Consider the following 22,078-nt stretch of genomic DNA (forward strand, 5'->3'; position numbering starts at 1 on the left):
GGATGCCTCGCCGACATCTTCTCGGCACTCGAGCACCTCCGTTGACTTTCCGTTTTCGGGAGGATTCGGTGGCGAGCCCCTGATTCGGACCACGCCCGTCACGCCCGACCACTTCACCACCACAATCTCCTGAAAACGGAAAGCCGACCCGGCGTCCTAGGCTCATCGGGTGAGCTCCGCCGCCCTGTCGATCACCTCGGCCGTCCCCGACCCGGCCCTGCTCGACCTGCCGTGGGATCTGCCGCTCGAGCTGTGGCCCGACGAGACGATCGCGGCGCTGCCGAAGGGCATCTCGCGGCACCTCGTACGCTTCGTCCGCCTCGGCGAGCATGTGCTCGCGGTCAAGGAGACGACCGAGGAGATGGCGCAGCGCGAGTACGACCTGCTGCGCACCCTCAACCGTCTCGACATGCCGTGCGTCGAGCCGGTCGCCGTCATCACCAACCGCACGGCGGCCGACGGCGAAGCGCTCGCGCCGGTGCTGGTCACCCGGCACCTGCGGTTCTCGCTCCCCTACCGCGCGATCTACTCGCAGTCGCTGCGCCCCGACACGGCGACGCGGCTCGTCGACGCCCTCGCGGTGCTGCTCGCCCGCCTCCACGTCGCCGGCTTCTTCTGGGGTGACGTGTCGCTGTCGAACACCCTGTTCCGACGGGATGCCGGCGCGTTCGCGGCCTACCTCGTCGACGCCGAGACCGGGAAGCTCCACGACGGCCGGCTGAGTGACGGCCAGCGCGACCAGGACCTCGAGATCGGCCGCATCAACATCGCCGGCGAGCTGCTCGACCTCCAGGCCGGCGGCAAGCTCGACGAGGACGTCGACCCCGTCACCGTCGCCGACCGCATCGTCGCCTCGTATCGCGAGCTGTGGACCGAGCTCACGGCATCCGAGTCGTTCCCGGAGAGCGAGCGCTGGCGCATCGCCCGTCGCGTCGAACGCCTCAACGAGCTCGGTTTCGACATCGAAGAGCTCGCGATCAGCCGCGACGAGACCGGCGCGAAGGTGCGCATCCAACCGAAGGTCGTGGATGCCGGCCACCACTCCCGCCGCCTGCTGCGGCTCACCGGGCTCGACGCCGGGGAGAACCAGGCCCGGCGCCTGCTCAACGACCTCGACGCCTACCGCACGTCGGGCGGCCGGGAGGGCGGCGACGAGGAGGAGGTCGCCCACGAGTGGCTCGCGCGGGTGTTCGAACCCGTCGTGCGCTCCATCCCGCGGGAGCTGCGCGGCAAGCTCGAACCCGCCGAGGTGTTCCACCAACTGCTCGAGCACCGCTGGTACCGCTCGCAGGACGAGAAGCGCAACGTGCCGCTCGCCGAGGCGCTCACCTCCTACATCGACACCGTGCTGCGCCACCGTCGCGACGAAATGACCGTCGTCGGCCCGGCGACGGGGTCGTTCGCGGCGATCACCGCCCCGACGGGCGTGATCGAGAACTGGCGCGACAAGGTCTGACGGCGATGACCGACTCCCCCGCCCCCCGCGGCGCCCTCGCTCGACTCAGCGGGGCCTCCGCGCGCCATCCGTTCCGCACCCTCGCCGCCTGGGCCGTCGTGCTCGGAACGGCGATCGCCGTCGCGCTCGTCGGGGTCACCGGCGAGGACCTGTTCGACCGGCTCGGCAGCGACGGCGGCTCTTGGTCGAACGGGGAGAGCGCGGAAGCCGACGACCTCCTGGCGGGCACGGATGCCGAGAGCGCGACGCTGCTCGTGCACGGGCTCGACGTCGCCGATCCCGTGTTCGGCGCGATCGTCGAGGACCTCGGCGAACGGATCGCCGAGATCCCCGACGCGACGCTCGGCAACCCCCTGGCGCTTCCCCTGCTCCCCGACGGCGGCCGCGACCCGCGCGTGGCCGGCCTCTTCGCCGAGGACGGCGACGGTGTGCTGCTCGTCGCGGAGGTTCCCGCCGGCGGCGACATCGACGGCGTCATCCACGAGCTGCGCGAAGCCGCCGACGACATCCGGGATGCCTCTCCCGCGGCGATCGCCGAGGTCGGCAGTTCCGACCTGCTGGTGGAGTCGATCATCGCGACCTCGGAGAGCGACCTCCAACGAGGCGAAGCGGTCGCGCTGCCGATCGCGCTGCTGGTGATGCTCGTCGTGTTCGGCGGTTTCCTCGCCGCCGGGATGCCGCTGCTGGGTGCGATCGTGTCGATCCTCGGCGGCCTCGGCGCGCTCTTCGGGTTCACCCATCTGCTCGACGTCAACACCACCGTCGTGAACGTCGTCACCGCCGTCGGGCTCGGCCTCTCGATCGACTACGGACTGCTCATCGTGTCGCGATTCCGCGAGGAGTACCGCCAGGATGCCGGAGAACGCACCCGCGAGCACCGCCTCGCCGCGATCGTGCGCACCGCGGAAACGGCCGGACGCACGGTCGCCTACTCGGGCACCGTGTTCGCGATCGCCGGCCTCGGTCTGCTGTTCTTCGAACCCGACATCGTCAAGGCGATCGGTCTCGGGGCGCTGTCGGTCACCGTGATCTCGATCGCGTCCGCGCTGACCCTGCTCCCCGCTCTGCTCGCGCTCAGCGGCGAGCGGCTCGCACGCCCCGGACTGCTCACGCGTCTCCCCGGCGTCGGCCGACTGCTCACGCGCTTCGGCGATGTCGCGCCCGACGAGGGCTTCTTCTCGAAGCTGACCCGTCGCATCCAGCGCCATCCCGCGATCATCACCCTCGGGGCGTTCGCCGTCCTGCTGCTGCTCGCGGCACCGGCGCTGGGGCTGCGGCTGGCGAACACCGCGGTCGACTCGATCCCGGTCTCCTCCGACCAGTACCCGTTCGTGACGACGCTCACCGAGGAGTTCCCGCAGGCCGCCGATCCCCGTGTCTCGCTCGTCATCCGCACCGAGGACGACGCCCTCACCTGGGCCGCCGACGTGGAGCGCCTGCCGAACGTCGAGTCGGTCGGCATCCCGATCGCGGTGAACGACGTCTGGCAGACCTCCGTGGTCGTCGAGAGCAAGACCGGCAGCGGCGTCGTGCGCGCGATCCGCGCCGAGCCGCCCGCCTTCGAGCACTGGGTGACGGGAGCGGATGCCCGCACCGTCGACTTCTCCGAATCGCTGACCAGCGGCATCCCGTGGGCGGCCGGGGTGATCTCACTCGGCACCGTGCTGCTGCTCTTCCTGATGACGGGGTCGCTCGTCATCCCGCTCAAGGCGCTGCTCGCGAGCGCGCTGTCGCTCGGCGCCTCGATCGGCCTGCTCGTCTGGGGCTTCCAGGACGGCGCGTTCGCCGGGCTCATGGGCTTCGACCCCGCGAACGTCTACGGCGTCGACACCCTCGTGGTGCTGCTGACCTTCGTCTTCGGCTTCGGGCTGGCGATGGACTACGAGATGTTCATCCTGTCGCGCGTGAAAGAACGCCGCGACGCCGGCGCCTCCGACACCGAGGCGATCGCGCTCGGGTTGCAGCGTTCGGGTCGCATCATCACCTCGGCGGCGCTCATCATCATCGTCGTGTTCGCCGGCTTCGCGACCGGGGATCTCATGATCATCAAGCAGCTCGGTGTCGCGCTCGCGTTCGCCGTGCTGCTGGATGCCACGATCGTGCGCTGCCTGCTCGTGCCCGCGTTCATGACCTGGCAGCGTCGCATCCTGTGGTGGGCGCCGCGTCCGCTGAAGCGCCTGCACGCGCGCTTCGGGTTGTCGGACTGAGCTACTTCTTCGCGGCTCTGAGCTTCGCGATCTCGTAGAGGCTCACCGAGACGGCGATGCCGGCGTTGAGCGACTCGGTGTCGGACGAGATCGGGATGCTGACGACCGCGTCGCAGGTCTCGGTGACGAGTCGCGACAGGCCCTTGCCCTCGCTGCCGACGACGAGCACGATCGGCTGCTTCGCGAGTTCGAGCCCGGGCAGCGACACGTCGCCGCCGCCGTCGAGGCCGAGCACGAAGACGCCGCGGGACTTCAGCTCCTTGAGCGTCTGGGTGAGGTTCGACGCCATCGCGACCGGGATCCGGGAGGCGGCGCCGGCCGACGTCTTCCAGGCGGATGCCGTCATCCCGACGCTCCGACGCTGCGGCACGATCGCGCCCTGGCCGCCGAACGCGGCGATCGAGCGCACGATCGCACCGAGGTTGCGCGGGTCGGTGATGCCGTCGAGGGCGACGAGCAGCGGCACCTGCCCGCGGCTCTCGATCTTGTCGAGCAGCTCGAGCGGGTGCGCGTATTCGTACGCCGGCACCTTGAGCGCGATCCCCTGGTGCACGGAGTCGGGGCCCGACATCCGATCGATCTCCTGACGCATCACCTCGAGCACCGGGATGTTGCGCTTCGCCGCGAGGGAGAGCGACTCCTTGACGCGGTCGTCCATCTCCAGGCGCGTCGCGATGTAGAGCGTCGTGGCGGGGATCTTCGCGCGCAGGGCTTCGACGACCGAGTTGCGGCCGGTGACCACTTCGGCGTCGCCCTCCTTCTTCGGAGCGCGGCGCTGCTGCGCCGGCTTGCCGGCCCCACCGTCGGCGCCGCCCTTGTTGTACTTCGAGCGGGCAGCCTCGAGACGCTCCTGCGCGGCCTTCCGCTTGCCGGCGACGTGCCAGCTGCGGTCGGTCGCCTTGGGCGTCGGGCCCTTCCCCTCGAGCTTCTGCCGACCGTGACCGCCGGTGCCGACCGTCGGACCCTTCTTGTTGCCGCGTGCTCCGGGACGTCCGGGCTTGACCATCAGATACTCCATTTCGGGCCGGTGGGGGTGTCTTCGAGAACGACCCCGGCCGCGGCCAACGTGTCGCGGACCCGATCGGCCGCGGCGAAATCCTTGCTCGATCGGGCGGCTTCGCGCTCCCCGATCAGCTGTTCGACGAGCGAGCCGAGCACGGCATCCGCCGCTGCCCCCTGTGTCGAGACGGTCCATTCTGCCGGGTCGAGCCCGAGAACTCCCAGCATGGCGAGTGCCTCGGCCCGCAGGCGGGCCGCCCGGGCGACATCGCCGGCATCGAGGGCGGCGTTGCCCTGCCGCACCGTCTCGTGCAGCACCCCGAGCGCCTGCGGCACCCCGAGGTCGTCGTCCATCGCCATCGCGAACGCGTCGGGCACCGGCAACGCGCCGGTCTGCTCGACCTCGGGCGTCGCCTCGACGGCCGCCGCCGCCCGCGCGAGGAACCCCTCGATGCGGGAGTACGCCGCCTCGGCTTCGACGAGGGATCCGGGGTGGTAGTCGATCGACGAGCGGTAGTGCGCGCTGCCGAGGTAGTACCGCACGACGACCGGCCGTGCCGCCGCGAGGAACTCGGCCGCGTAGATCGAGTTGCCGAGCGACTTCGACATCTTCTGACCCTCGACGACGACGAGGCCGTTGTGCACCCAGTGCGTGGCGAAGGCATCCCCCGCCGCCGTGCTCTGCGCGAGCTCGTTCTCGTGGTGCGGGAAACGCAGGTCGAGCCCGCCCCCGTGGATGTCGAACGCGGGTCCGAGGTACCGACGCGACATCGCGGAGCACTCGATGTGCCATCCCGGACGTCCCGGCCCCCAGGGCGAGTTCCACGACGCCGAGTCGGGCTCCCTGCGCTTGGTGCCCTTCCAGAGGGCGAAGTCGCGGGGGTCGCGCTTGCCGCGCGTCGCGGCGTCGGCGGAATCGGCCATGTCGTCGGGCCGCTGGTTGGTGAGCACTCCGTACTCCGACCAGGAGGCGACCGAGAAGAACACGTCGCCCGTGCCGTCGTCGGCGATGTACGCGTGGTCCTTCGCGATCAGTTCGGCGATCAGCTCCTGCATGCCGGGGATGCTCGCCGTGGCGCGCGGTTCGTAGGTCGGGGGCAGGATGCCCAGCGCCGTGTACCCGCGCGTGAACTCGAGCTCGACCCGGTAGGCGACGGCCCACCACGGCTCCTTCTCGGACGCGTTGTCGAGCACCTTGTCGTCGATGTCGGTGACGTTGCGCACGAAGGTCACGTCGAGTCCGCGGTAGGTGAACCACCGGCGCCAGAGGTCGTAGGCGAGGGCGCTGCGCAGGTGCCCGATGTGCGGGCTCGACTGCACCGTGGGACCGCAGACGTACATCCCGACCTTCCCCGCCTCGCGCGGGGTGAAGTCGACGAGGGCCTGGGCCTTCGAGTCGTACAGTCGGATGCTCACCGCCCAAGGGTACCCGGGCTCGTATTCTCGTGACGTGCCCGACCTCGTGTTCGCCGTCGACGACCTCGCCGGCTCCGCCACCCGCGCCCTCGTCGCCCACCACCTCGCGGGGATGCACGCGTCGAGTCCGGCCGAGAGCGTGTTCGCGCTCGACGTCGACGGGCTGCGGCATCCTGACGTCACGTTCTTCGCCGCGACGCTCGGTGACGAGGTGGTCGCGATCGGCGCGCTGAAGCAGCTCGACCCGCAGAACGGCGAGCTGAAGTCGATGCGGGTCGCCGACGCGTATCTCGGCACGGGCGCCGGCCGCGCGATGCTGCGGCACCTGGTGGCCGAGGCCCGGACCCGCGGCATGAAGACCCTGTGGCTCGAGACCGGGAGCACCGAGGACTTCGTCCCCGCTCGTCGCCTCTACGAGGCGGAGGGGTTCGTCGAGTGCGGCCCCTTCGCCGATTACCGCGAGAACCCTTTCTCGGTCTTCATGACACTCTCGGTGGTCGAGTAGCGCGCAAAGCGCGCGTGTCGAGACCGGCTCAGACGGATGCGGTGAGCAGCGCCGTCGCGAGCGCCGCGACCCCTTCGCCGCGACCGGTGAACCCGAGGCCGTCGGTCGTCGTCGCCCCGATCGTGACCGGCGCCCCGAGCAGCCCCGACAGCCGCGCCTCCAGTTCGCTGCGCCGCGGCGCGATCTTCGGGCGCACGCCGACGATCTGCACGGCGACGTTGACGACCTCGAACCCGGCGCCGCGCACGAGCGCGAGGGTCTCGCGCACGAACACCTCGCTGGCGGCGTCGGCGAATCGCGGGTCGGCGGTGCCGAAGCGGCTGCCGAGATCGCCGAGTCCGGCGGCCGAGAGCAGGGCGTCGCAGATCGCGTGGAGCACGGCATCCCCGTCGCTGTGCCCGGCGAGACCCGGCTCGCCGCCCCAGTAGAGCCCGCCCAGCCAGAGCGGCGCCGACTCGTCGTAGGCGTGCACGTCGACGCCCGTCCCGACGCGGAGGCCGGCGGTCTGCGCCCCGAGGACGTTCTCGGCGCGGCGGAGGTCCCACGGGGTGGTGATCTTGAACGCGCGGGCCTCGCCCTCGACGGTGGACACCCGGTGGCCGGCGGCCGCGAAGAGGGCGGCGTCGTCGGTGTGGTCGTCCTGCGCCGCGGCATAGGCGACGGCGAGCTCCGCCCGCGGGAAGCCCTGCGGCGTCTGCACGTGCACGAGGTCGCTGCGGTCGACCGTGCCCAGCACCTCGGCGTCAGGTCCCACGCGCTTGATCGTGTCGGTCACCGGCAGCGCCGGGATGATCCCGCCCCCGGTCTCCCGCACGGCGCGCACGACGCGGTCGAACAGCAACGGCGGGGTGAGGGCGCGGGCGGCGTCGTGCACGAGCACCGTCGAGACGTCGGGGCTGAGCGCCGCGAGTCCGGCGGCGACCGAGGACTGGCGGGTCTCGCCCCCGACGACGACCGAGACCGAGGCGGATGCCGCTCCCGCGACACGGTCGGCGATCGAGCGGGCGGCGGCGAGATGCGACGCGGGTGCGACGACGACGATCTGGGCGGGTTCGACGGACTCGAAGACCCCGTGCAGGGCGCGTTCGAGGATCGGCACGCCGCGCAGCGAGGCGAACGCCTTCGGCTCGGGAGCACCCAGCCGGCTGCCGCTCCCCGCGGCGACGACGATGATCCCGAGCACCGGGGTCATCTTCTGTCGGCTCCGGTTAGGAGGCGAGGACCTCGTCGAGAACCGTCGAGGCCTTCTCTTCGTCGGTCTTCTCGGCGAGTGCCAGCTCGGAGATCAGGATCTGACGGGCTTTCGCGAGCATCCGCTTCTCGCCGGCCGACAGGCCGCGGTCCTGGTCGCGACGCCACAGGTCGCGCACGACCTCGGAGACCTTGATGACGTCGCCGGAGGCGAGCTTCTCGAGGTTCGCCTTGTAACGGCGGCTCCAGTTGGTGGGCTCCTCGGTGAACGGAGCGCGCAGCACCTCGAACACGCGGTCGAGGCCCTCCTTGCCGATGACGTCACGGACGCCGACGAGGTCGACGTTGTCGGCCGGCACCTCGATGGTGAGGTCGCCCTGCGTCACGTTGAGCTTCAGGTACAGCTTCTCTTCACCCCGGATCGTGCGGTTCTTGACCTCGATGATCGTGGCAGCGCCATGATGGGGGTAAACGACGGTTTCGCCGACCTCGAAAAGCATGCAGTTGTTCCTTCCGCAGACTTGCCAGTCTACCACGGCCAGGCTGGCGGCTGAGGGTCGCCTAAGTGCCCCCTCACCGCGGGCGCCGGGTAGGCTGCAACCGTGAGAATCCGTTCCGGGGCGATCATCGCCGCCGCCTCTGCCCTCGCCCTCGCGCTGACCGGCTGCTACGCCTTCGTCGAAGCGCAGACCCAGTTCCCCTACGACGCGAGCGACGGCGTCAGCGTCACGGTCGGCGAGGTGCGCATCATCAACGCTCTCGTGTTCACCGAGGACGGCCAGGACGGCAACTTCACCGGCGCTGCGGTCAACACGAGCGGCGACGACGTCGACCTCATGCTCCAGTACGTCTCGGGCGGCGACAAGGTCGATGTCGAGATCGAGGTCCCCGCCGGCGAGACCGTCTTCCTCGGCGGGCGCGGCGACCAGGTGTTCCTGCCCGAGATCGACACCCCGCCCGGAGCCCTGCTGAAGATCTACTTCCAGTACGGCGACCGGTCGGGCAAGCAGGCCGACATCCCGGTGCTCGACACCGCGTTCGAGGAGTACGACGGGCTGCTTCCGACGCCCACGCCGACTCCGACCCCCACGCAGACGCTCATCCCCGGCGAGACCCTCGCGCCGACGGAGACCCCGGCGCCGTAAGCCCGCGGGCCGCACGGCTTCGAGGCGGCCCGACGTTCGAGGCGGCCTACGCCTCGAACCGGTAGCCGAGGCCGCGCACCGTGAGCAGCAGCTTCGGGTCGGACGGCTCGTCCTCGATCTTCGAGCGGATGCGCTTGATGTGCACGTCGAGCGTCTTGGTGTCGCCGAAGTAGTCCGACCCCCACACCCGGTCGATCAGCTGCCCGCGGGTGAGCACCCGGCCGGCGTTGCGCATGAGCAGCTCGAGCAGTTCGAACTCCTTGAGCGGCATCGCCACCTCGGCGCCGCGCACCGAGACGGAGTGGCGCTCGACATCCATCCGCACGGTGCCCGCCTCGACGATGCCGGTGTCGTCGTCGCCGACGTCGGTGTGGCGGCGCAGCACCGCGCGGATGCGAGCGAGCAGTTCGCGCGCCGAATAGGGCTTCGTGACGTAGTCGTCGGCGCCGAGTTCGAGTCCGACGACGATGTCCACCTCGCTGTCCTTCGCGGTCAGCATGATGATCGGCACCGCCGAACGGGTGCGGATCTCGCGGCAGACCTCGGTGCCCGACAGCCCCGGCAGCATGAGGTCGAGCAGCACGAGGTCGGCGCCGGCGCGGTCGAATGCGGCGAGCGCGGCCCGGCCGTCTTCGGCGACCTCGGTCTCGTAGCCCTCCCGACGCAGGAGGAACGAGAGCGGCTCCGAGAGGGAGGGCTCGTCTTCGACGATGAGGATGCGCGTCACGGGGTTGCTCCGAGGGTGATCGATGCGGCCGGCGTACTGGCGGCCTCGGGTAGGCGGATGGTGAAGGTGGAGCCACTGCCGGGGTGCGACCAGACCCGCACGTCACCGCCGTGGTTCTGCACGACGTGCTTGACGATGGCGAGGCCGAGGCCGGTGCCCCCGGTGTTGCGGCTGCGGGCGGAGTCGACGCGGAAGAAGCGCTCGAACACGCGGTCGCGCTCCGACTCCGGGATGCCGACGCCCTGATCGGTCACCGCGATCTCGACGACGCCGTCCGAGTGACTGACCCCGACCCCGACGCGCGAGTTGTCGGGCGAGTACTGGATGGCGTTGGCGACGAGGTTGTGCACCGCGGTGACGAGCAGCCCCGCGTCACCGAACACCTCGGCGCCGGCATCCCCGCCGCTCACGAGGGTGATGCGGTGCTTCTCGGCGGCCACGCGGTTGCGGTCGACGGCCTGGGCGATGACGGTGTCCATGTCCACGATCTCGGCCTTCTGCAGCACGTCGGATGCCTGGAGCCGGCTCAGTTCGATGATCTCGTGACTGATCCTGGCGAGTCGATCGGCCTCGATCGACAGCCGCTTCGCGAAGCGCTTCACCTGCTCGGGTTCGTCCGCCGCGTGCTCGAGCGCCTCCGCGAGCAGGCTGACCGCACCGATCGGGGTCTTCAGCTCGTGGCTGACGTTCGCCACGAAGTCGCGGCGCACCTCCTCGAGGCGGTACGACTCGGTACGGTCCTCGGCGAGCACGAGCACGAACCGGGTGCCGAGCGGGGCGATGCGCACGAAGATGTGGAGGGATGCCTCGCCGAACGGGCCCCGCGACAGGTGCAGTTCGCGGGCGATGGGCTCCCCGCTGCGGCGCACGGTGTCGACGAGCCCGACCACTTCGGGATGCACGAGCGCCTGGTTCCAGACGAGGCCGAAGGCGAGCGCTCCCGTCGAGGCCTTGAGCACGTTGTTCGAGGAGTCGAGCACGATTCCCGCCGACTCGAGCGAGTCGATGACCTCGTCGGCCCCTTCGGGCACGGTGGGCGTGATGACCGCGACCGCGCGCTGCCCGCGACGATGCGCGGCGACGATCGCGGCGGCGGAGCCGGCACCGAGGACGAATCCGAACGCGATGGCGACCGGCACGAGCCAGGCCTGGTCCATGCGACTAGATTAGGGCGCACGGTGAACCCGGTGACCGTCGGGTCGCCGGATCTGCGGGCATGAGCCCCGGAGAGTTCAGTCGTCCGACACCGGGCGTTAACCTGCGACAGGCAGCGTGGCCTGCGTTCGGGCGGTTCGACGCTGCCCGCGAAACGAGAGGACGTCGAAATGCGCGAGGTGTTCCAGCAGGAGCTGCGGGAAGTGCAGGACCGGCTGGTCGAGATCGCGTCCCTCGTGGCCGAATCGATCGAGAAGGCCACCCAGGCGTTCAACGAGTCGAACGTGACGCTCGCCGAGACGGTCATCGCCGAAGACGACCGCATCGACGCCGCGTGCTTCGAACTCGACGAGCTCGCCATCCAGATCCTGGCCCGCCAGCAGCCGGTGGCCCGCGACCTCCGCATCGTCGTCAGCGCGCTGCGCATCAGCGCCTCGCTCGAGCGCATGGGCGACATGTCGACCCACATCGCGCAGCTCGCGCGCTACCGCTTCCCCGAGAAGGTCGTGCCGAAGAAGTTGCGCCCGACCTTCGTCGAGATGGGCCGCCTCGACGTCGAGATCGCCCGGATGCTCACCGAACTCCTCCGCACGCAGGACACCGCGATCGCCGAGGCGATCCGCAACGAAGACGACAAGGTGGATGCCCTCCACCTCTCGGTCTTCGACATGGTGCTCGGCGAGAGCTGGAAGGGCGAGGCCGTCGACACGGTCGACTCGACCCTCGCCTCCCGCTACCACGAGCGCTTCGCGGACCACGCGGTGTCGATCGCGAAGAAGGTGCTCTACCTCGCGACCGGCGACTGGATCCCTTCGGACAGCTGAGGACCATTCGGGTTACCCTGGCGGCATGATCAGGGCCCTCGCCGGCACGCTGGCGGTCGCGACCGTCGTCGTCCTCGCCGGATGCGTCCCGTCCGGTGAGTCACGAGCGGCCGACCTGGCCGACCGGATCGCGATCGCGATGGCGGACGACATCGCGCCCGCCCAGTACCCGGAGCCGCTGAGCGGCGAGCACCTCGCCTGGTCGGCGATCGACGCGCCGCGTCTTCCCGACGCCCCCCAGGTCGACTACCGGTTCGACGCGTACGACTGGTCGGGCGACTCCGGGGATGACGAGGGGGCGACCTTCTCGGTGCGCATCGACGTGCACGTTCTCCCGTATTCGTCCGGCGGCTTCAGCCGCGAACGCGAAGAGGCCGTCGCGACGCGGTGCTGGCGATTCGTCGTGCGCGCCATCCCGGAGTGGCAGGGCGCCGTCGAGCGCAGCAGCACCGAGTGCCCCGACGGGCCGTTGACCGACCCGCAGCCCGACGACCTGCTCGAGATGCCCGGCGACGGCGAGGACCGCATCCGGGCCGTGCTCGCCGTCGCGACCGCCGCCGACGCCCGCGCGCTGCTCGCCGAGCAGTTCCCCGACGAGGGGTTCGTGCTCGACGTCGACGAGCAGGACGGTGAGCTCGCGGTCTCCGTCTTCGTGCCGCGTCAGCCCAGCTGCCTCATGGGGCTGCGCCGCGCCGACGGCACGATCCAGACCTACGGCCTGCCGGCGTCGGACCTGCTGCCCGGCGAAGGCGGGTGCAACGCCCGAGCCGTGCTGCCGCCCGCGCCCTGACCTACTTCTTGCCCTGCGCCGCGACGGCGGCGGCCCCGGCGGCGGCCGCCTCGGGGTCGAGGTAGCGCGACGGTGCCGTCGGGCGGAAGGCGTCATCCAGGTCGTAGACGAGCGGGATGCCGGTCGGGATGTTGAGCTCCGCGATCTCGTCGTCGGGGATGCCGTCGAGGTGCTTCACGAGGGCGCGCAGCGAGTTGCCGTGCGCGGTGACGAGGACGGTCTTGCCGACGGCGAGGTCCTTCGTGATGTCCGACTCCCAGTAGGGCAGCATCCGGTCGATCACGAGCTTGAGGCTCTCGGTGCGCGGGAGGTCGGCATCCGGGATGTCGGCGTACCGCTCGTCGCCCACCTGCGACCACTCGGCGTCGTCGGCGAGCGGCGGCGGCGGCACGTCGAACGAGCGGCGCCAGGTCTGGAACTGCTCGGGACCGTACTTGGCGAGCGTCTCGGCCTTGTCGAGTCCCTGGAGCGAGCCGTAGTGGCGCTCGTTGAGACGCCAGGAGCGCTTCACCGGGATCCAGGCGCGGTCGGCGACGTCGAGGGCGAGGTTCGCGGTCTGGATCGCGCGGGTGAGCAGGCTCGTGTAGAGGATGTGCGGGGTGAGGCCGGACTCCGCCAGCAGTTCCCCGGCGCGCTTGGCCTCGGTGACGCCCTGCTCCGAGAGCCGCACATCGACCCATCCGGTGAACAGATTCTTCTGGTTCCAGTCGGAGTTGCCATGGCGGAGGAGGATCAGCGTGCTCATGCCCCGAGCTTATCGACGCGAGAATGGGCGGCATGGATCGCCCCGTCGGCCGCATCACCCGCGGCACGACGAACGTGAACCGCCTCCGCCGGATCGACAGGTGGATCGCCGCGCAGCCGGTCGTGCGCACGGCGGACGATCCGCTGGTCGTCGACCTCGGCTACGGCGCGAGCGCGACGACGACCCTCGAGCTGCGCGACCGGCTCGCCGCTGTACGACCCGACGTGGCGGTCGTCGGCATCGAGATCGACCCGGAGCGGGTGCGGATCGCGAACGCGGCGACGCGGGACGGCGTCGAGTTCCGACTCGGCGGCTTCGAAGTGCCGCTGCCCGGGAGCCGTCGGCCGGCCGTCATCCGCGCCCTCAACGTGCTGCGCCAGTACGACGAGTCCGAGGTCGCGGCGGCGTGGGCGACGATGCGCGAACGCCTGGCCCCGGAGGGGCTGCTCGTGGAGGGGACCTGCGACGAGATCGGCCGCGTCGCGTCGTGGGTCGGCCTCGACGCGCAGGGGCCGCGCACCTTCACGATCTCGCTCCGCCTGGCCGGTCTCGAGGCGCCCTCGATCGTCGCCGAGCGGCTGCCGAAGGCGCTCATCCACCGCAATGTCGCGGGCGAGCGCATCCACGACCTGCTGCTGACGCTCGACCGGCTGTGGGCGACGCACGCGCCGCTCGGGGTGTACGGACCGCGACAGCGCTGGATGGCGGTGGTCGTCTCACTGCGGGACGCCGGCTGGCCGGTGCGCGGCTCCCGCGCGCGCTGGCGGCTCGGCGAACTCACCCTCGACTGGGCCGCCGTCGCACCCGCGCCCTGAGGGTCGCTCAGACCTCGGGCAGCAGGTCGCGCGCCGCGTCGTAGGGCATCCCGGTGCCGACGAGGAGGTCGACGACGAGCGGGCGCAGCAGGAGCAGGGCGGCGGCATCGGCGAGCCCCGCGTCGGGCAGGAGCACGGCCGGGTCGAGTCGGCGGGCGAGATCGGTGAGCACGGAGCGCGCCGCGCCCGCCTCCTGCGGATCGCGCAGTTCCTCGCCGAGCATCCGGATGCCGGTCGCGACTCCCCCGACCGCGTCGGCGAGACCGGGGCGCGGGATGCCGTCGCGCACGAGGTAGTGGCTGCGCCGGGCGATCGTGCGCAGGTGCCGGGTCGCGAGGTCGACGGCGTCGACGGCGCGGGCGTCGCGCCGCAACTCCGGGAGCCGTCCGCGGAGGAAGGGCGAGATGCGGGCGACGGCGATCGCAGTGTCGAGCGACTGCCTCCACGCCTCGAACATCGGCTGCGCGCGGCGCAGGCGGGAGAGCGCGAGCTCCCCCGCGGCTTCGTCGCCGTCGCTCAGGGAGCGGGCGATCGACTCCGTCGACTCGGTGAGGATCGCGAACATCACCTGGCGGTCGCGGGCAGCGGCGCGGCCGGGATCACGCGGGATGAGGGCCGTCACGAGAAGCGCCACGGCGCCGGCGATGACGGCATCGAGGGTGCGGCCGAAGACGCCGTCGGGCGCCGGCAGGAGCAGCACGATGGCCGACGGCACCGCCGCGGCGACGGCGAACTGCGGATTGGGCGAGACGAACCGGCCGACGACGAACACCACGAGCAGCACGACCGCGAGCTGCCACACGCCGGTACCGGCGACGAGGGCGATCGCTTCGCTCACGGCGACGCCGAGCACGATGCCGAGGAGGGTCTCGGCGACCCGTCGCGGGCGGGCGTCGCGGGTCAGACCGAGAGAGGTGATCGTGACGGTGATCGCGAGCACGGGGAACGGGTGCAGCAGCAGCCAGTGCGTGATCGAATACGAGATCACCACGGCGACGATGATCTGCAGGATGGCGGGCAGCGAGCCCCACACCCGCCGGACCCCGTCGCGCACGCGGGCCCGGAGGGCGATCCGACGCTCGAGCCGTCGCAGCGCGCCGCCGTCGGCCGCGGGGGTCACGCGTTCCGCCGCACCGCTCCGAGCCGCGGCAGCCGCGGGACGTCGGCCTCGGCTCCGGCATCGGTCGGCACGATGACCTCCTGCGCGGCGGCCGCCGACCCGTCGGGTCCGGTCACCGTCAGCGTCGCCGCCGGGTCGGTGGAGCGTCGCACGACAGCGAGCGCGATCGGCCCGAGTTCGAAGTGCGTCCCGGTCGCGGTGATCCGGCCGACGGGCTTCTCGCCGTCGAACACTTCGTCGCCCGCGGCGACGGCGACGTTGTCGGAGCCGTCGAGGTGCAGCAGCACGAGGCGCCGCGGTGGGTGCCCGAGGTTGTGCACCTTGGCGACGGTCTCCTGCCCGCGGTAGCAGCCCTTCGCGAGGTGCACCGCCGAGCGGATCCAGTCGAACTCGTGCGGGATCGACGTGGCGTCGAGCTCGGTCGCCGCACGCGGTCGCCAGGCCGCGATGCGCAGCGCCTCGAGAGCCAGGATGCCGGCGGCCGGTCGGTCGGCGAGCTGCCCCAGCTCGGAGCGCGGCACGAGTGTCTCGGAATACGTCCATCCGGAGCCCGGGTGCTCGGCGACGACGGCGTACTGGTGGCCGCCGGCGACGACGGCGCGCCACGGGTCGACCCAGGTCACGGTGCCGACGCCGTCCGGGAGCACCGGCGGCTCGCCGAGGGTGGCGACGGTGCAGCAGGAACCGCAGCCGGTCGAGGAAGGCCGCGAGTCCGGCGCCGGTGCCGGCATCCATCAGCAGCCAGGCGGTCTCGCCGTCGTCGACGACGCGCGCGACGTATTCGATGCGACCGCTCGGGTCGAGCAGGAGGGCCTCCGCCGACTCCCCCGGCGCCAGGCGGGCGAGCGACTGGGAGAGCAACGAATCGAGCCAGGTCAGTCGGTCGGGACCGGTGACGGTGACGACATCCCGATCGGAGAGGTCGACGAGAGCCCCGGCGAGCAGGGCGCGCTGCTCGCCGAGCGGGTTGCCGTAGTGCTGGGGAGGGTCGCCCACAGCACCGGCCCGGGAAGCGAACGAGCTAATCGACACGTGCGAGCCGCCCCGACGCGTGGGTGCGCAGATCCTGGCCGAGCGCGGCGATGTCCCAGGCCCAGAGCAGGTGATCGTCGACGAGACCGTAGAGCCGGGTCGCCGCGGCGTACTCCTTGGCCCCCGCCGACCGCACGACCGCGTCGGTGCCGAGATCGATGCGCGGGCCGTCGACCGTGCCGAGGTAGAGCTCGCTCACGCCCCCCGGCTGGAGGATCGACACCTGGATGTCGAACGACCCCTGGGCGTTGCGGAGGGTCTCGACCGAGTCGGCGGTCGTGAACAGCGGTTCTCCCACCCCGGGCAGCATCCCCGGGCCGGGGTCGGCGGGGCCGAGCGGCCGCGACAGGCGCCAGTACCCGATCTCCGAGAACAGGATGCGGGGGTCGTCCTGGTCGCCCTCCGCCAGCCACGTCGAGCACGCGTACTGCACGTACGGGCCGCCGTCGTGGGTGAACGCGACGCGCTGACCGAACTCGTGCTCGCGCACCTCGTCGCCCACCTTGTAGGCGATCACACCGGTGCCCTCCCACACCCCGAGCAGCCAGGAGAGCGGGACGATCTCGGCCGGCAGTGCGGCGTCGAGCTCGAACACGGGGACGCCTAGCGCTGGCCGCGGAAGAGGTTGTAGAGCACCACGAGCGAGACGAAGCCGATGGCGAGCACCGCCAGCCCGAGAAGCCCGATGAAGAAGAGTTCCAGGGCGAGCATCATGAGAACAGCCTACCGAGTGAGGTCGGGTGAAGCAGGATCAGCACGACCGTCGTCACGCCGAGGATCACGAGCACGCCCCCGACGCTGGCGATGATGCGGGAGACGAGCCCCTCCTTGCGCTGGAGGGAGAGCTGGATCACGAAGGTCAGCAGCAGGGCACCCGCGGCGACCACCGGGATCCAGGTGAGGAACCGGTCGCCCGCGAACACCCCGACCAGGATCGCTCCGGCGAGAGCGACGAGCCACACCGGAGGGACGCTGCGCGATCGGGCGGACACCCGCCCAGACTACGACAGCGCAGCGGGCGGGCGATGCCCGGGCGACGAGAGCCTCCGCCGTATCCGTACACTGTCGGGTAGGCGTTTTGGAGGACTCCGCGTGGCCCAGCTGCTCATCTTGACCTCAGCGGTCGATGGCGACGTCCTGCCTGCGCTCGGGCTCCTCTCCCATCGCACGCGTTCGATCCCCGCGGCACCCGCATCGCTCATCAATGCGCCGACCGCGGATCTCATCTTCGTCGACGCCCGCCAAGACCTCGCGAGCGCCAAGTCGCTGTGCAAGATCCTCAACACGACGGGTGTCACCGTGCCGCTCGTGCTCGTGCTGACCGAGGGCGGGCTCACCGCGGTCTCCGCCGACTGGGGCGTCGACGACGTCATCCTCGAGTCGGCGGGACCGGCCGAAGTGGATGCCCGCATCCGTCTCGTCATCGGCCGGCTGGCCCAGGAGAAGACGGGCTCCAAGATCCAGGCGTCGGGCGTCGTCATCGATGAGGCCTCCTACTCGGCGAAGGTGCACGGTCGTCCCCTCGACCTCACCTTCAAGGAGTTCGAACTGCTCCGCTTCTTCGCGACCCACCCGTCGCGGGTCTTCACCCGAGAGCAGCTCCTCAGCGAGGTGTGGGGCTACGACTACTTCGGCGGCACCCGGACGGTCGACGTGCATGTGCGGCGGCTGCGCGCCAAGCTCGGCGACCTCGAGTCGCTCATCGGCACCGTGCGCAATGTCGGCTACCGGTTCAACGTCTACGAGGACGAGGACCGGTTGGCGCCGGTCGTCTGATCCCGTCGGCTTCGGCCGGCTCGAGCAGTTCGCGCACGACGTCCGCCATCGAGATGTCGCCCGACGTGCGCCCGACGAGTGCCGGAGCGGCCGTCGGCCCCGGAACCGCGTGCCCGCCCCCGTGCACCACGTACAGGGTGACCGGCGCACGACCGGGCTCGCGGTGGTCGACGCGGTCGGTGCGAGTGCCCCGTGAGTTCGGACCCGTCGGGATCTCCGTCGTGACCGGCTGCGCGGTGATGCCGTTGCGGCGCGCGAAGTAGTCGGCCGTCGCCGACGCCGACAGCGCGGAGCCCGCGATCCGGAACAGTGCCCGTACCCACCAGCGCATCCCACCGCCGTCGAAAGGGATGATCGGATCGCGGGTTCCGGCGACCAGCACGACCGGTCGACGCTCCGGGGCGGTGGCACCCGCGGGCGCGAGGAAGCTCGCGGGGACGGGCATCGTGGCGGAGATCACGACTCCGGCGGCCAGTTCACCGGGGGCCTCGTGGAGCAGACGCATCACGAACTGGCCGCCGTTGGAGAAGCCGACCGCCACCACACGCGCGGGATCGATCCCGTGCGTCCCCTCGAGCCGCGCGACGGCGGCGCGGACGAAGGCCACATCGTCGACGTCGTCGCGGCGGGCCGGGAACCTGCTCTCGCGCCGTGCATCGTTCCAGTTGCCGCGATATCCGTCGAGGTACGCCACGACGGCCGTCCCTGCGGCGGCGAGGTCGTCGAGGGCGCCTCCGGTGAACGCGCGATGCACGTCCCCCGTCTGGCGCGATCCATGGAAGACCAGCACGAGGGCGCGGGCGTTCTCGGCGGCGCCCTCCCCGACGACGGTGAGCGTGCGCGTGCGGCCGCCCGCGGCGACGCTCGTGCGGACAGCGGGCGGGGTGTCGATGCTCATGGCGAGCACGCTAAGGTCTGACATCATGTCAAGGTCAAGCCCACCGGAGTCCGGTTCGTGCTGATCGGGGAACTCAGCCGCCGCAGCGGGGTCTCGACCCGGTCGCTGCGGTACTACGAGCAGCACGACCTCATCGCGGCTCGTCGGACCGACGGGGGCTACCGGGAGTACGACGACGCCGCGATCGATCGGGCGGCCACCATCCATCTGCTGTTCGGGATGGGGTTCCCGCGCGAGATCGTCGCCTCGGTCGTGAACTGCTCCGGACCCGCCGCCGGCGCCGCGGCGCACGCGGACCTCGAGCGCCGGCTCCCGGAGGTCCTCGACGACCTCGATCGGCGGATCGGCACGATGACGCAGACGCGGGCGCAGATCGCGGCGTTCCTCGCCGACCGCTCACGCTGACCGTCCCGACGCCCGTTCATCCGTCGTTCACGCGGACCCTGGCATGATCGGTCCATGGTGGACGACAGCCCTCTCGGCGACGCGACGATCGCGGCGGATCTGCTCGACGACTACGACGACGATCCGGTCTTCGTCGACGACAGCGAGCTTCCCGGTGACCGTTTCCTCGATCGGGAGCTCTCGTGGCTGGCCTTCAACCAGCGGGTGCTCGAACTCGCCGAGGATCCGCTGGTCCCCCTGCTCGAGCGCGCGAACTTCCTGGCGATCTTCGCGAGCAACCTCGACGAGTTCTTCATGGTGCGGGTCGCGGGCCTCAAGCGCCGCATCGCGACCGGGATCGCCGTGCCGACGAACATCGGCCGGGCGCCGCTCGAGGTGCTCGGCGACATCGGCCAGCGCGCGCACACCCTGCAGGAGCGGCACGCGCGCGCGTTCCGCGAACTCAAGCCGCTCCTCGACGAAGCGGGCGTCCACGTCGAGAACTGGAGCGACCTCGACGAGCGGGACCGCGTCGCTCTCGACGAGACCTTCTCGGGGCAGATCTTCCCGGTCCTGATGCCGCTCGCGGTCGACCCGGCGCACCCGTTCCCTTACATCTCGGGACTGTCGCTCAACCTGTCGATCCGGGTGCGCAACCCGAAGACCGGCAAGGAGGAGTTCGCGCGCCTCAAGGTGCCGACGAACCTGCCGCGCTTCGTGAAGCTGCCCGACGACGGCACCGGGGTGCTGCGCTTCATCCCCCTGGAAGACCTCATCTCCAACCACCTCGAGGAGCTCTTCCCGGGGATGGAGGTGCTCGAGCACCACGAGTTCCGGGTGACCCGCAACGAAGACGTCGAGGTCGAGGAGGACGACGCCGAGAACCTCCTCACGGCGCTGGAGAAAGAGCTGCAGCGTCGCCGGTTCGGTCCGCCGATCCGGCTCGAGATCACCGACGACATGGATGACGTCACCCTCGGGCTGCTCATGTCGGAGCTGCAGATCACCGAGCAGGAGGTCTACCGCCTCCCCGCGCCGCTCGACCTGTCCGGGCTCTTCGAGGTCACCAAGATCGACAAGCCCGCGCTCAAGTACCCGCGGCACGTCCCGGCGACGAGCGTCAACCTGCTGCCGACCGAGCCCAACGAGCGACCGGATGTCTTCGCCTCGGTGAGCCGCGGCGACATCCTGCTCCACCACCCGTACGAGTCGTTCGCGACGAGCGTGCAGGCGTTCCTGGAGCAGGCGGCGCTCGACCCGAACGTGCTCGCCATCAAGCAGACCCTCTATCGCACGAGCGGAGACAGCCCGATCGTCGAGGCGTTGATCGACGCCGCCGAGGCGGGCAAGGCCGTGCTCGCCCTCGTCGAGATCAAGGCGCGTTTCGACGAGCAGGCCAACATCGGCTGGGCGCGCAAGCTCGAGAAGGCGGGCGTTCACGTCGTCTACGGCCTCGTCGGACTCAAGACCCACAGCAAACTCGCGCTCGTCATCCGCCAGGAGGGCGGACGACTCAAGCACTACAGCCACATCGGCACGGGCAACTACAACCCCAAGACGAGCCGCATCTACGAAGACCTGGGCCTGCTCACCGACGACGACACGGTCGGCAAGGACCTCACCCGGTTGTTCAACGAACTCTCCGGATACGCGATCGAGAAGAAGTTCAAGCGTCTGCTCGTCGCGCCGCGCTACCTGCGCAAGGGACTCCTGAAGGACATCGCCCGCGAAGCCGAGAACGCGCGCGCGGGCAAGCCCGCCGGCATCCGGATCAAGGTCAACTCGATGGTCGACGAAGCCGTCATCGACGGCCTCTACCGGGCGAGTCAGGCGGGCGTGAAAGTGGATGTCTGGGTGCGCGGCATCTGTTCGCTCACCCCGGGCGTCGAAGGCCTCAGCGAGAACATCCGGGTGCGCAGCATCCTCGGTCGTTACCTCGAGCACTCGCGCATCTTCCGCTTCGAGAACGGCGGCGATCCGCAGGTCTTCATCGGCAGCGCCGACATGATGCACCGCAACCTCGACCGCCGGGTCGAAGCGCTCATCCGGCTCGCGCGCCCCGAGCACCTCGCGGAGCTCGAGGAGCTCTTCGACCTCGCGATGTCCGACGGAACGTCGTCGTGGTGGCTCGGCGCGGACGGCGAATGGACGCGCCACGACCGCGACGAGGACGGTCGACCCCTGGTCGACCACCAGAATGAACTCATGAGGCAGATCGGGGCGCGCAAGCGCACGGGTTCACGGTGACCGACCCGGTCCTCGCCGCCGGTGCCGTCGTCTGGAAGGTGACCCCGAAGGGCAAACTGCGCATCCTCGTCGTGCACCGCACGCAGCACAAGGACACGTCGCTGCCGAAGGGGAAGCTCGATCCGGGTGAGACTCTGCCCGAGACCGCGGTGCGCGAGATCGCCGAGGAGACCGGGCTCGTCGTCGGACTCGGCGCGCCGCTCGGGATCGTCGAGTACGTGATGCCCAACGGGCGCGAGAAGAAGGTCTACTACTGGTCGGCGGCGGCCGATCCGCTGGCGATCGCGAACTCGACGTTCGTCGCCAACGACGAGATCGAGCAGCTCACCTGGTTCAGCCTGAAGAAGGCGCGCAAGCGCATGAGCTTCGCCGCCGACCTCGACATCGTCGAGCGCTTCGCGGAACTGTACGAGCAGGGCCGCGCCCGCACCTTCGCCATCATCGCCCTGCGGCACGGCAAGGCCGCGCCGCCTCAGGACTGGGCGGGGCCCGACGCGACGCGCCCGCTCATGCCGCGCGGCGAGAACCAGGCGCTCAGCGTCGCCCCCGCCATCGCCGCCTTCCGGCCCACGGTGCTCGTCTCGTCGACCGCGGTGCGCTGCGTGACCACGATCGCGCCGACCGCCCGCCTCACCGGGGTCGCCGT

23 protein-coding genes and 1 pseudogene are annotated in these 22,078 nt (G+C 70.7%); 11 read left to right on the top strand and 13 right to left on the bottom strand.

Annotated features, from left to right (window positions below; all coding sequences use genetic code 11):
* Positions 1-169 precede the first annotated feature (169 nt).
* Together ACILQS_RS08930 and ACILQS_RS08935 are read left to right on the top strand one after the other, a co-directional pair.
* The gene (locus ACILQS_RS08930; RefSeq protein WP_395639775.1) at positions 170-1,456 is read left to right on the top strand and encodes a DUF4032 domain-containing protein; all 1,287 of its coding nucleotides are present in this window, start codon (positions 170-172) and stop codon (positions 1,454-1,456) included.
* A gap of 5 nt (positions 1,457-1,461) precedes the next feature.
* A complete protein-coding gene (locus tag ACILQS_RS08935) occupies positions 1,462-3,663 on the top strand; it encodes an MMPL family transporter (RefSeq protein ID WP_395639776.1) in 2,202 nt (733 codons plus the stop codon).
* 1 nt (position 3,664) lies between these two features.
* Here ACILQS_RS08935 and rlmB read toward each other — a convergent pair whose 3' ends face one another.
* A complete protein-coding gene (gene rlmB, locus ACILQS_RS08940) occupies positions 3,665-4,669 on the bottom strand; it encodes a 23S rRNA (guanosine(2251)-2'-O)-methyltransferase RlmB (RefSeq protein ID WP_395639777.1) in 1,005 nt (334 codons plus the stop codon).
* Positions 4,669-6,078, bottom strand: a complete 1,410-nt coding sequence (cysS, locus tag ACILQS_RS08945; protein WP_395639778.1) for a cysteine--tRNA ligase — start codon at positions 6,076-6,078, stop codon at positions 4,669-4,671. Before cysS ends, rlmB begins: the two co-directional genes overlap by 1 nt.
* Positions 6,079-6,112: 34 nt before the next feature.
* Between cysS and ACILQS_RS08950 the strand changes: the two genes are divergently transcribed.
* Positions 6,113-6,583 (top strand): GNAT family N-acetyltransferase, encoded by a 471-nt coding sequence (locus ACILQS_RS08950; RefSeq protein WP_395639779.1) that lies wholly within the window; start codon positions 6,113-6,115, stop codon positions 6,581-6,583.
* Between the two features lie 28 nt (positions 6,584-6,611).
* On the opposite strand, the gene ispD is transcribed toward ACILQS_RS08950, so the two are convergent.
* Both ispD and ACILQS_RS08960 read right to left on the bottom strand, forming a co-directional pair.
* A complete protein-coding gene (gene ispD / locus ACILQS_RS08955; RefSeq protein ID WP_395639780.1) occupies positions 6,612-7,775 on the bottom strand; it encodes a 2-C-methyl-D-erythritol 4-phosphate cytidylyltransferase in 1,164 nt (387 codons plus the stop codon).
* A gap of 16 nt (positions 7,776-7,791) precedes the next feature.
* The gene (locus ACILQS_RS08960; protein ID WP_395639781.1) at positions 7,792-8,274 is read right to left on the bottom strand and encodes a CarD family transcriptional regulator; all 483 of its coding nucleotides are present in this window, start codon (positions 8,272-8,274) and stop codon (positions 7,792-7,794) included.
* A 102-nt stretch (positions 8,275-8,376) separates the two neighbouring features.
* Between ACILQS_RS08960 and ACILQS_RS08965 the strand changes: the two genes are divergently transcribed.
* The gene (locus ACILQS_RS08965; protein ID WP_395639782.1) at positions 8,377-8,919 is read left to right on the top strand and encodes a hypothetical protein; all 543 of its coding nucleotides are present in this window, start codon (positions 8,377-8,379) and stop codon (positions 8,917-8,919) included.
* 46 nt (positions 8,920-8,965) lie between these two features.
* On the opposite strand, the gene ACILQS_RS08970 is transcribed toward ACILQS_RS08965, so the two are convergent.
* Together ACILQS_RS08970 and ACILQS_RS08975 are read right to left on the bottom strand one after the other, a co-directional pair.
* The gene (locus tag ACILQS_RS08970; RefSeq protein WP_395639783.1) at positions 8,966-9,646 is read right to left on the bottom strand and encodes a response regulator; all 681 of its coding nucleotides are present in this window, start codon (positions 9,644-9,646) and stop codon (positions 8,966-8,968) included.
* Positions 9,643-10,803 carry a sensor histidine kinase gene (locus ACILQS_RS08975; protein WP_395639784.1) on the bottom strand — a complete coding sequence of 387 codons (1,161 nt, stop codon included), beginning with the start codon at positions 10,801-10,803 and terminating at the stop codon, positions 9,643-9,645. The genes ACILQS_RS08970 and ACILQS_RS08975 overlap by 4 nt, the downstream gene beginning before the upstream one ends.
* A gap of 168 nt (positions 10,804-10,971) precedes the next feature.
* On the opposite strand from ACILQS_RS08975, the gene phoU reads away from it, so the two are divergent.
* Together phoU and ACILQS_RS08985 are read left to right on the top strand one after the other, a co-directional pair.
* Entirely contained in the window at positions 10,972-11,625 is a 654-nt protein-coding gene (gene phoU / locus ACILQS_RS08980) for a phosphate signaling complex protein PhoU (protein ID WP_395639785.1), read from the top strand.
* A 25-nt stretch (positions 11,626-11,650) separates the two neighbouring features.
* Complete coding sequence (locus tag ACILQS_RS08985; protein ID WP_395639786.1) at positions 11,651-12,415, top strand: hypothetical protein; 765 nt, start codon at positions 11,651-11,653, stop codon at positions 12,413-12,415.
* 1 nt (position 12,416) lies between these two features.
* On the opposite strand, the gene ACILQS_RS08990 is transcribed toward ACILQS_RS08985, so the two are convergent.
* Complete coding sequence (locus tag ACILQS_RS08990; protein ID WP_395639787.1) at positions 12,417-13,160, bottom strand: phosphoglyceromutase; 744 nt, start codon at positions 13,158-13,160, stop codon at positions 12,417-12,419.
* Between the two features lie 23 nt (positions 13,161-13,183).
* Between ACILQS_RS08990 and ACILQS_RS08995 the strand changes: the two genes are divergently transcribed.
* Positions 13,184-13,975: a class I SAM-dependent methyltransferase gene (locus ACILQS_RS08995; protein ID WP_395639788.1), complete on the top strand. Its 792-nt coding sequence runs from the start codon at positions 13,184-13,186 to the stop codon at positions 13,973-13,975.
* 7 nt (positions 13,976-13,982) lie between these two features.
* On the opposite strand, the gene ACILQS_RS09000 is transcribed toward ACILQS_RS08995, so the two are convergent.
* From ACILQS_RS09000 to ACILQS_RS09020, 5 genes and pseudogenes are all read right to left on the bottom strand, one after another.
* Positions 13,983-15,095 (bottom strand): aromatic acid exporter family protein, encoded by a 1,113-nt coding sequence (locus ACILQS_RS09000; RefSeq protein WP_395639796.1) that lies wholly within the window; start codon positions 15,093-15,095, stop codon positions 13,983-13,985.
* Positions 15,092-15,826, bottom strand: coding sequence for a YgfZ/GcvT domain-containing protein (locus ACILQS_RS09005; protein ID WP_395639797.1), 735 nt, complete (start codon positions 15,824-15,826; stop codon positions 15,092-15,094). Before ACILQS_RS09005 ends, ACILQS_RS09000 begins: the two co-directional genes overlap by 4 nt.
* A gap of 49 nt (positions 15,827-15,875) precedes the next feature.
* Positions 15,876-16,127 (bottom strand): annotated as a pseudogene (locus ACILQS_RS09010) (folate-binding protein); the annotation flags it as partial.
* Positions 16,117-16,722 (bottom strand): FABP family protein, encoded by a 606-nt coding sequence (locus tag ACILQS_RS09015; RefSeq protein WP_395639789.1) that lies wholly within the window; start codon positions 16,720-16,722, stop codon positions 16,117-16,119. The gene ACILQS_RS09015 and the pseudogene ACILQS_RS09010, both read right to left, overlap by 11 nt.
* Before the next feature lie 115 nt (positions 16,723-16,837).
* Positions 16,838-17,119: a hypothetical protein gene (locus ACILQS_RS09020; RefSeq protein ID WP_395639790.1), complete on the bottom strand. Its 282-nt coding sequence runs from the start codon at positions 17,117-17,119 to the stop codon at positions 16,838-16,840.
* A 100-nt stretch (positions 17,120-17,219) separates the two neighbouring features.
* Between ACILQS_RS09020 and ACILQS_RS09025 the strand changes: the two genes are divergently transcribed.
* Positions 17,220-17,903: a winged helix-turn-helix domain-containing protein gene (locus ACILQS_RS09025; protein WP_395639791.1), complete on the top strand. Its 684-nt coding sequence runs from the start codon at positions 17,220-17,222 to the stop codon at positions 17,901-17,903.
* Here ACILQS_RS09025 and ACILQS_RS09030 read toward each other — a convergent pair.
* Complete coding sequence (locus ACILQS_RS09030) at positions 17,860-18,801, bottom strand: alpha/beta hydrolase family esterase (protein ID WP_395639792.1); 942 nt, start codon at positions 18,799-18,801, stop codon at positions 17,860-17,862. The genes ACILQS_RS09025 and ACILQS_RS09030 overlap by 44 nt on opposite strands.
* Positions 18,802-18,858: 57 nt before the next feature.
* Here ACILQS_RS09030 and ACILQS_RS09035 point away from each other — a divergent pair, with 57 nt between their 5' ends.
* The 3 genes from ACILQS_RS09035 to ACILQS_RS09045 all read left to right on the top strand — a co-directional run.
* Complete coding sequence (locus ACILQS_RS09035; protein ID WP_395639793.1) at positions 18,859-19,206, top strand: MerR family DNA-binding transcriptional regulator; 348 nt, start codon at positions 18,859-18,861, stop codon at positions 19,204-19,206.
* A 54-nt stretch (positions 19,207-19,260) separates the two neighbouring features.
* Positions 19,261-21,432 (top strand): RNA degradosome polyphosphate kinase, encoded by a 2,172-nt coding sequence (locus tag ACILQS_RS09040; protein ID WP_395639794.1) that lies wholly within the window; start codon positions 19,261-19,263, stop codon positions 21,430-21,432.
* The coding region (locus tag ACILQS_RS09045; RefSeq protein WP_395639795.1) for an NUDIX domain-containing protein at positions 21,429-22,078 on the top strand (650 nt) is incomplete at its 3' end. The genes ACILQS_RS09040 and ACILQS_RS09045, both read left to right, overlap by 4 nt.

It is taken from the genome of Pseudolysinimonas sp., from assembly GCF_044239695.1.
GTDB lineage: Bacteria > Actinomycetota > Actinomycetes > Actinomycetales > Microbacteriaceae > Pseudolysinimonas_A.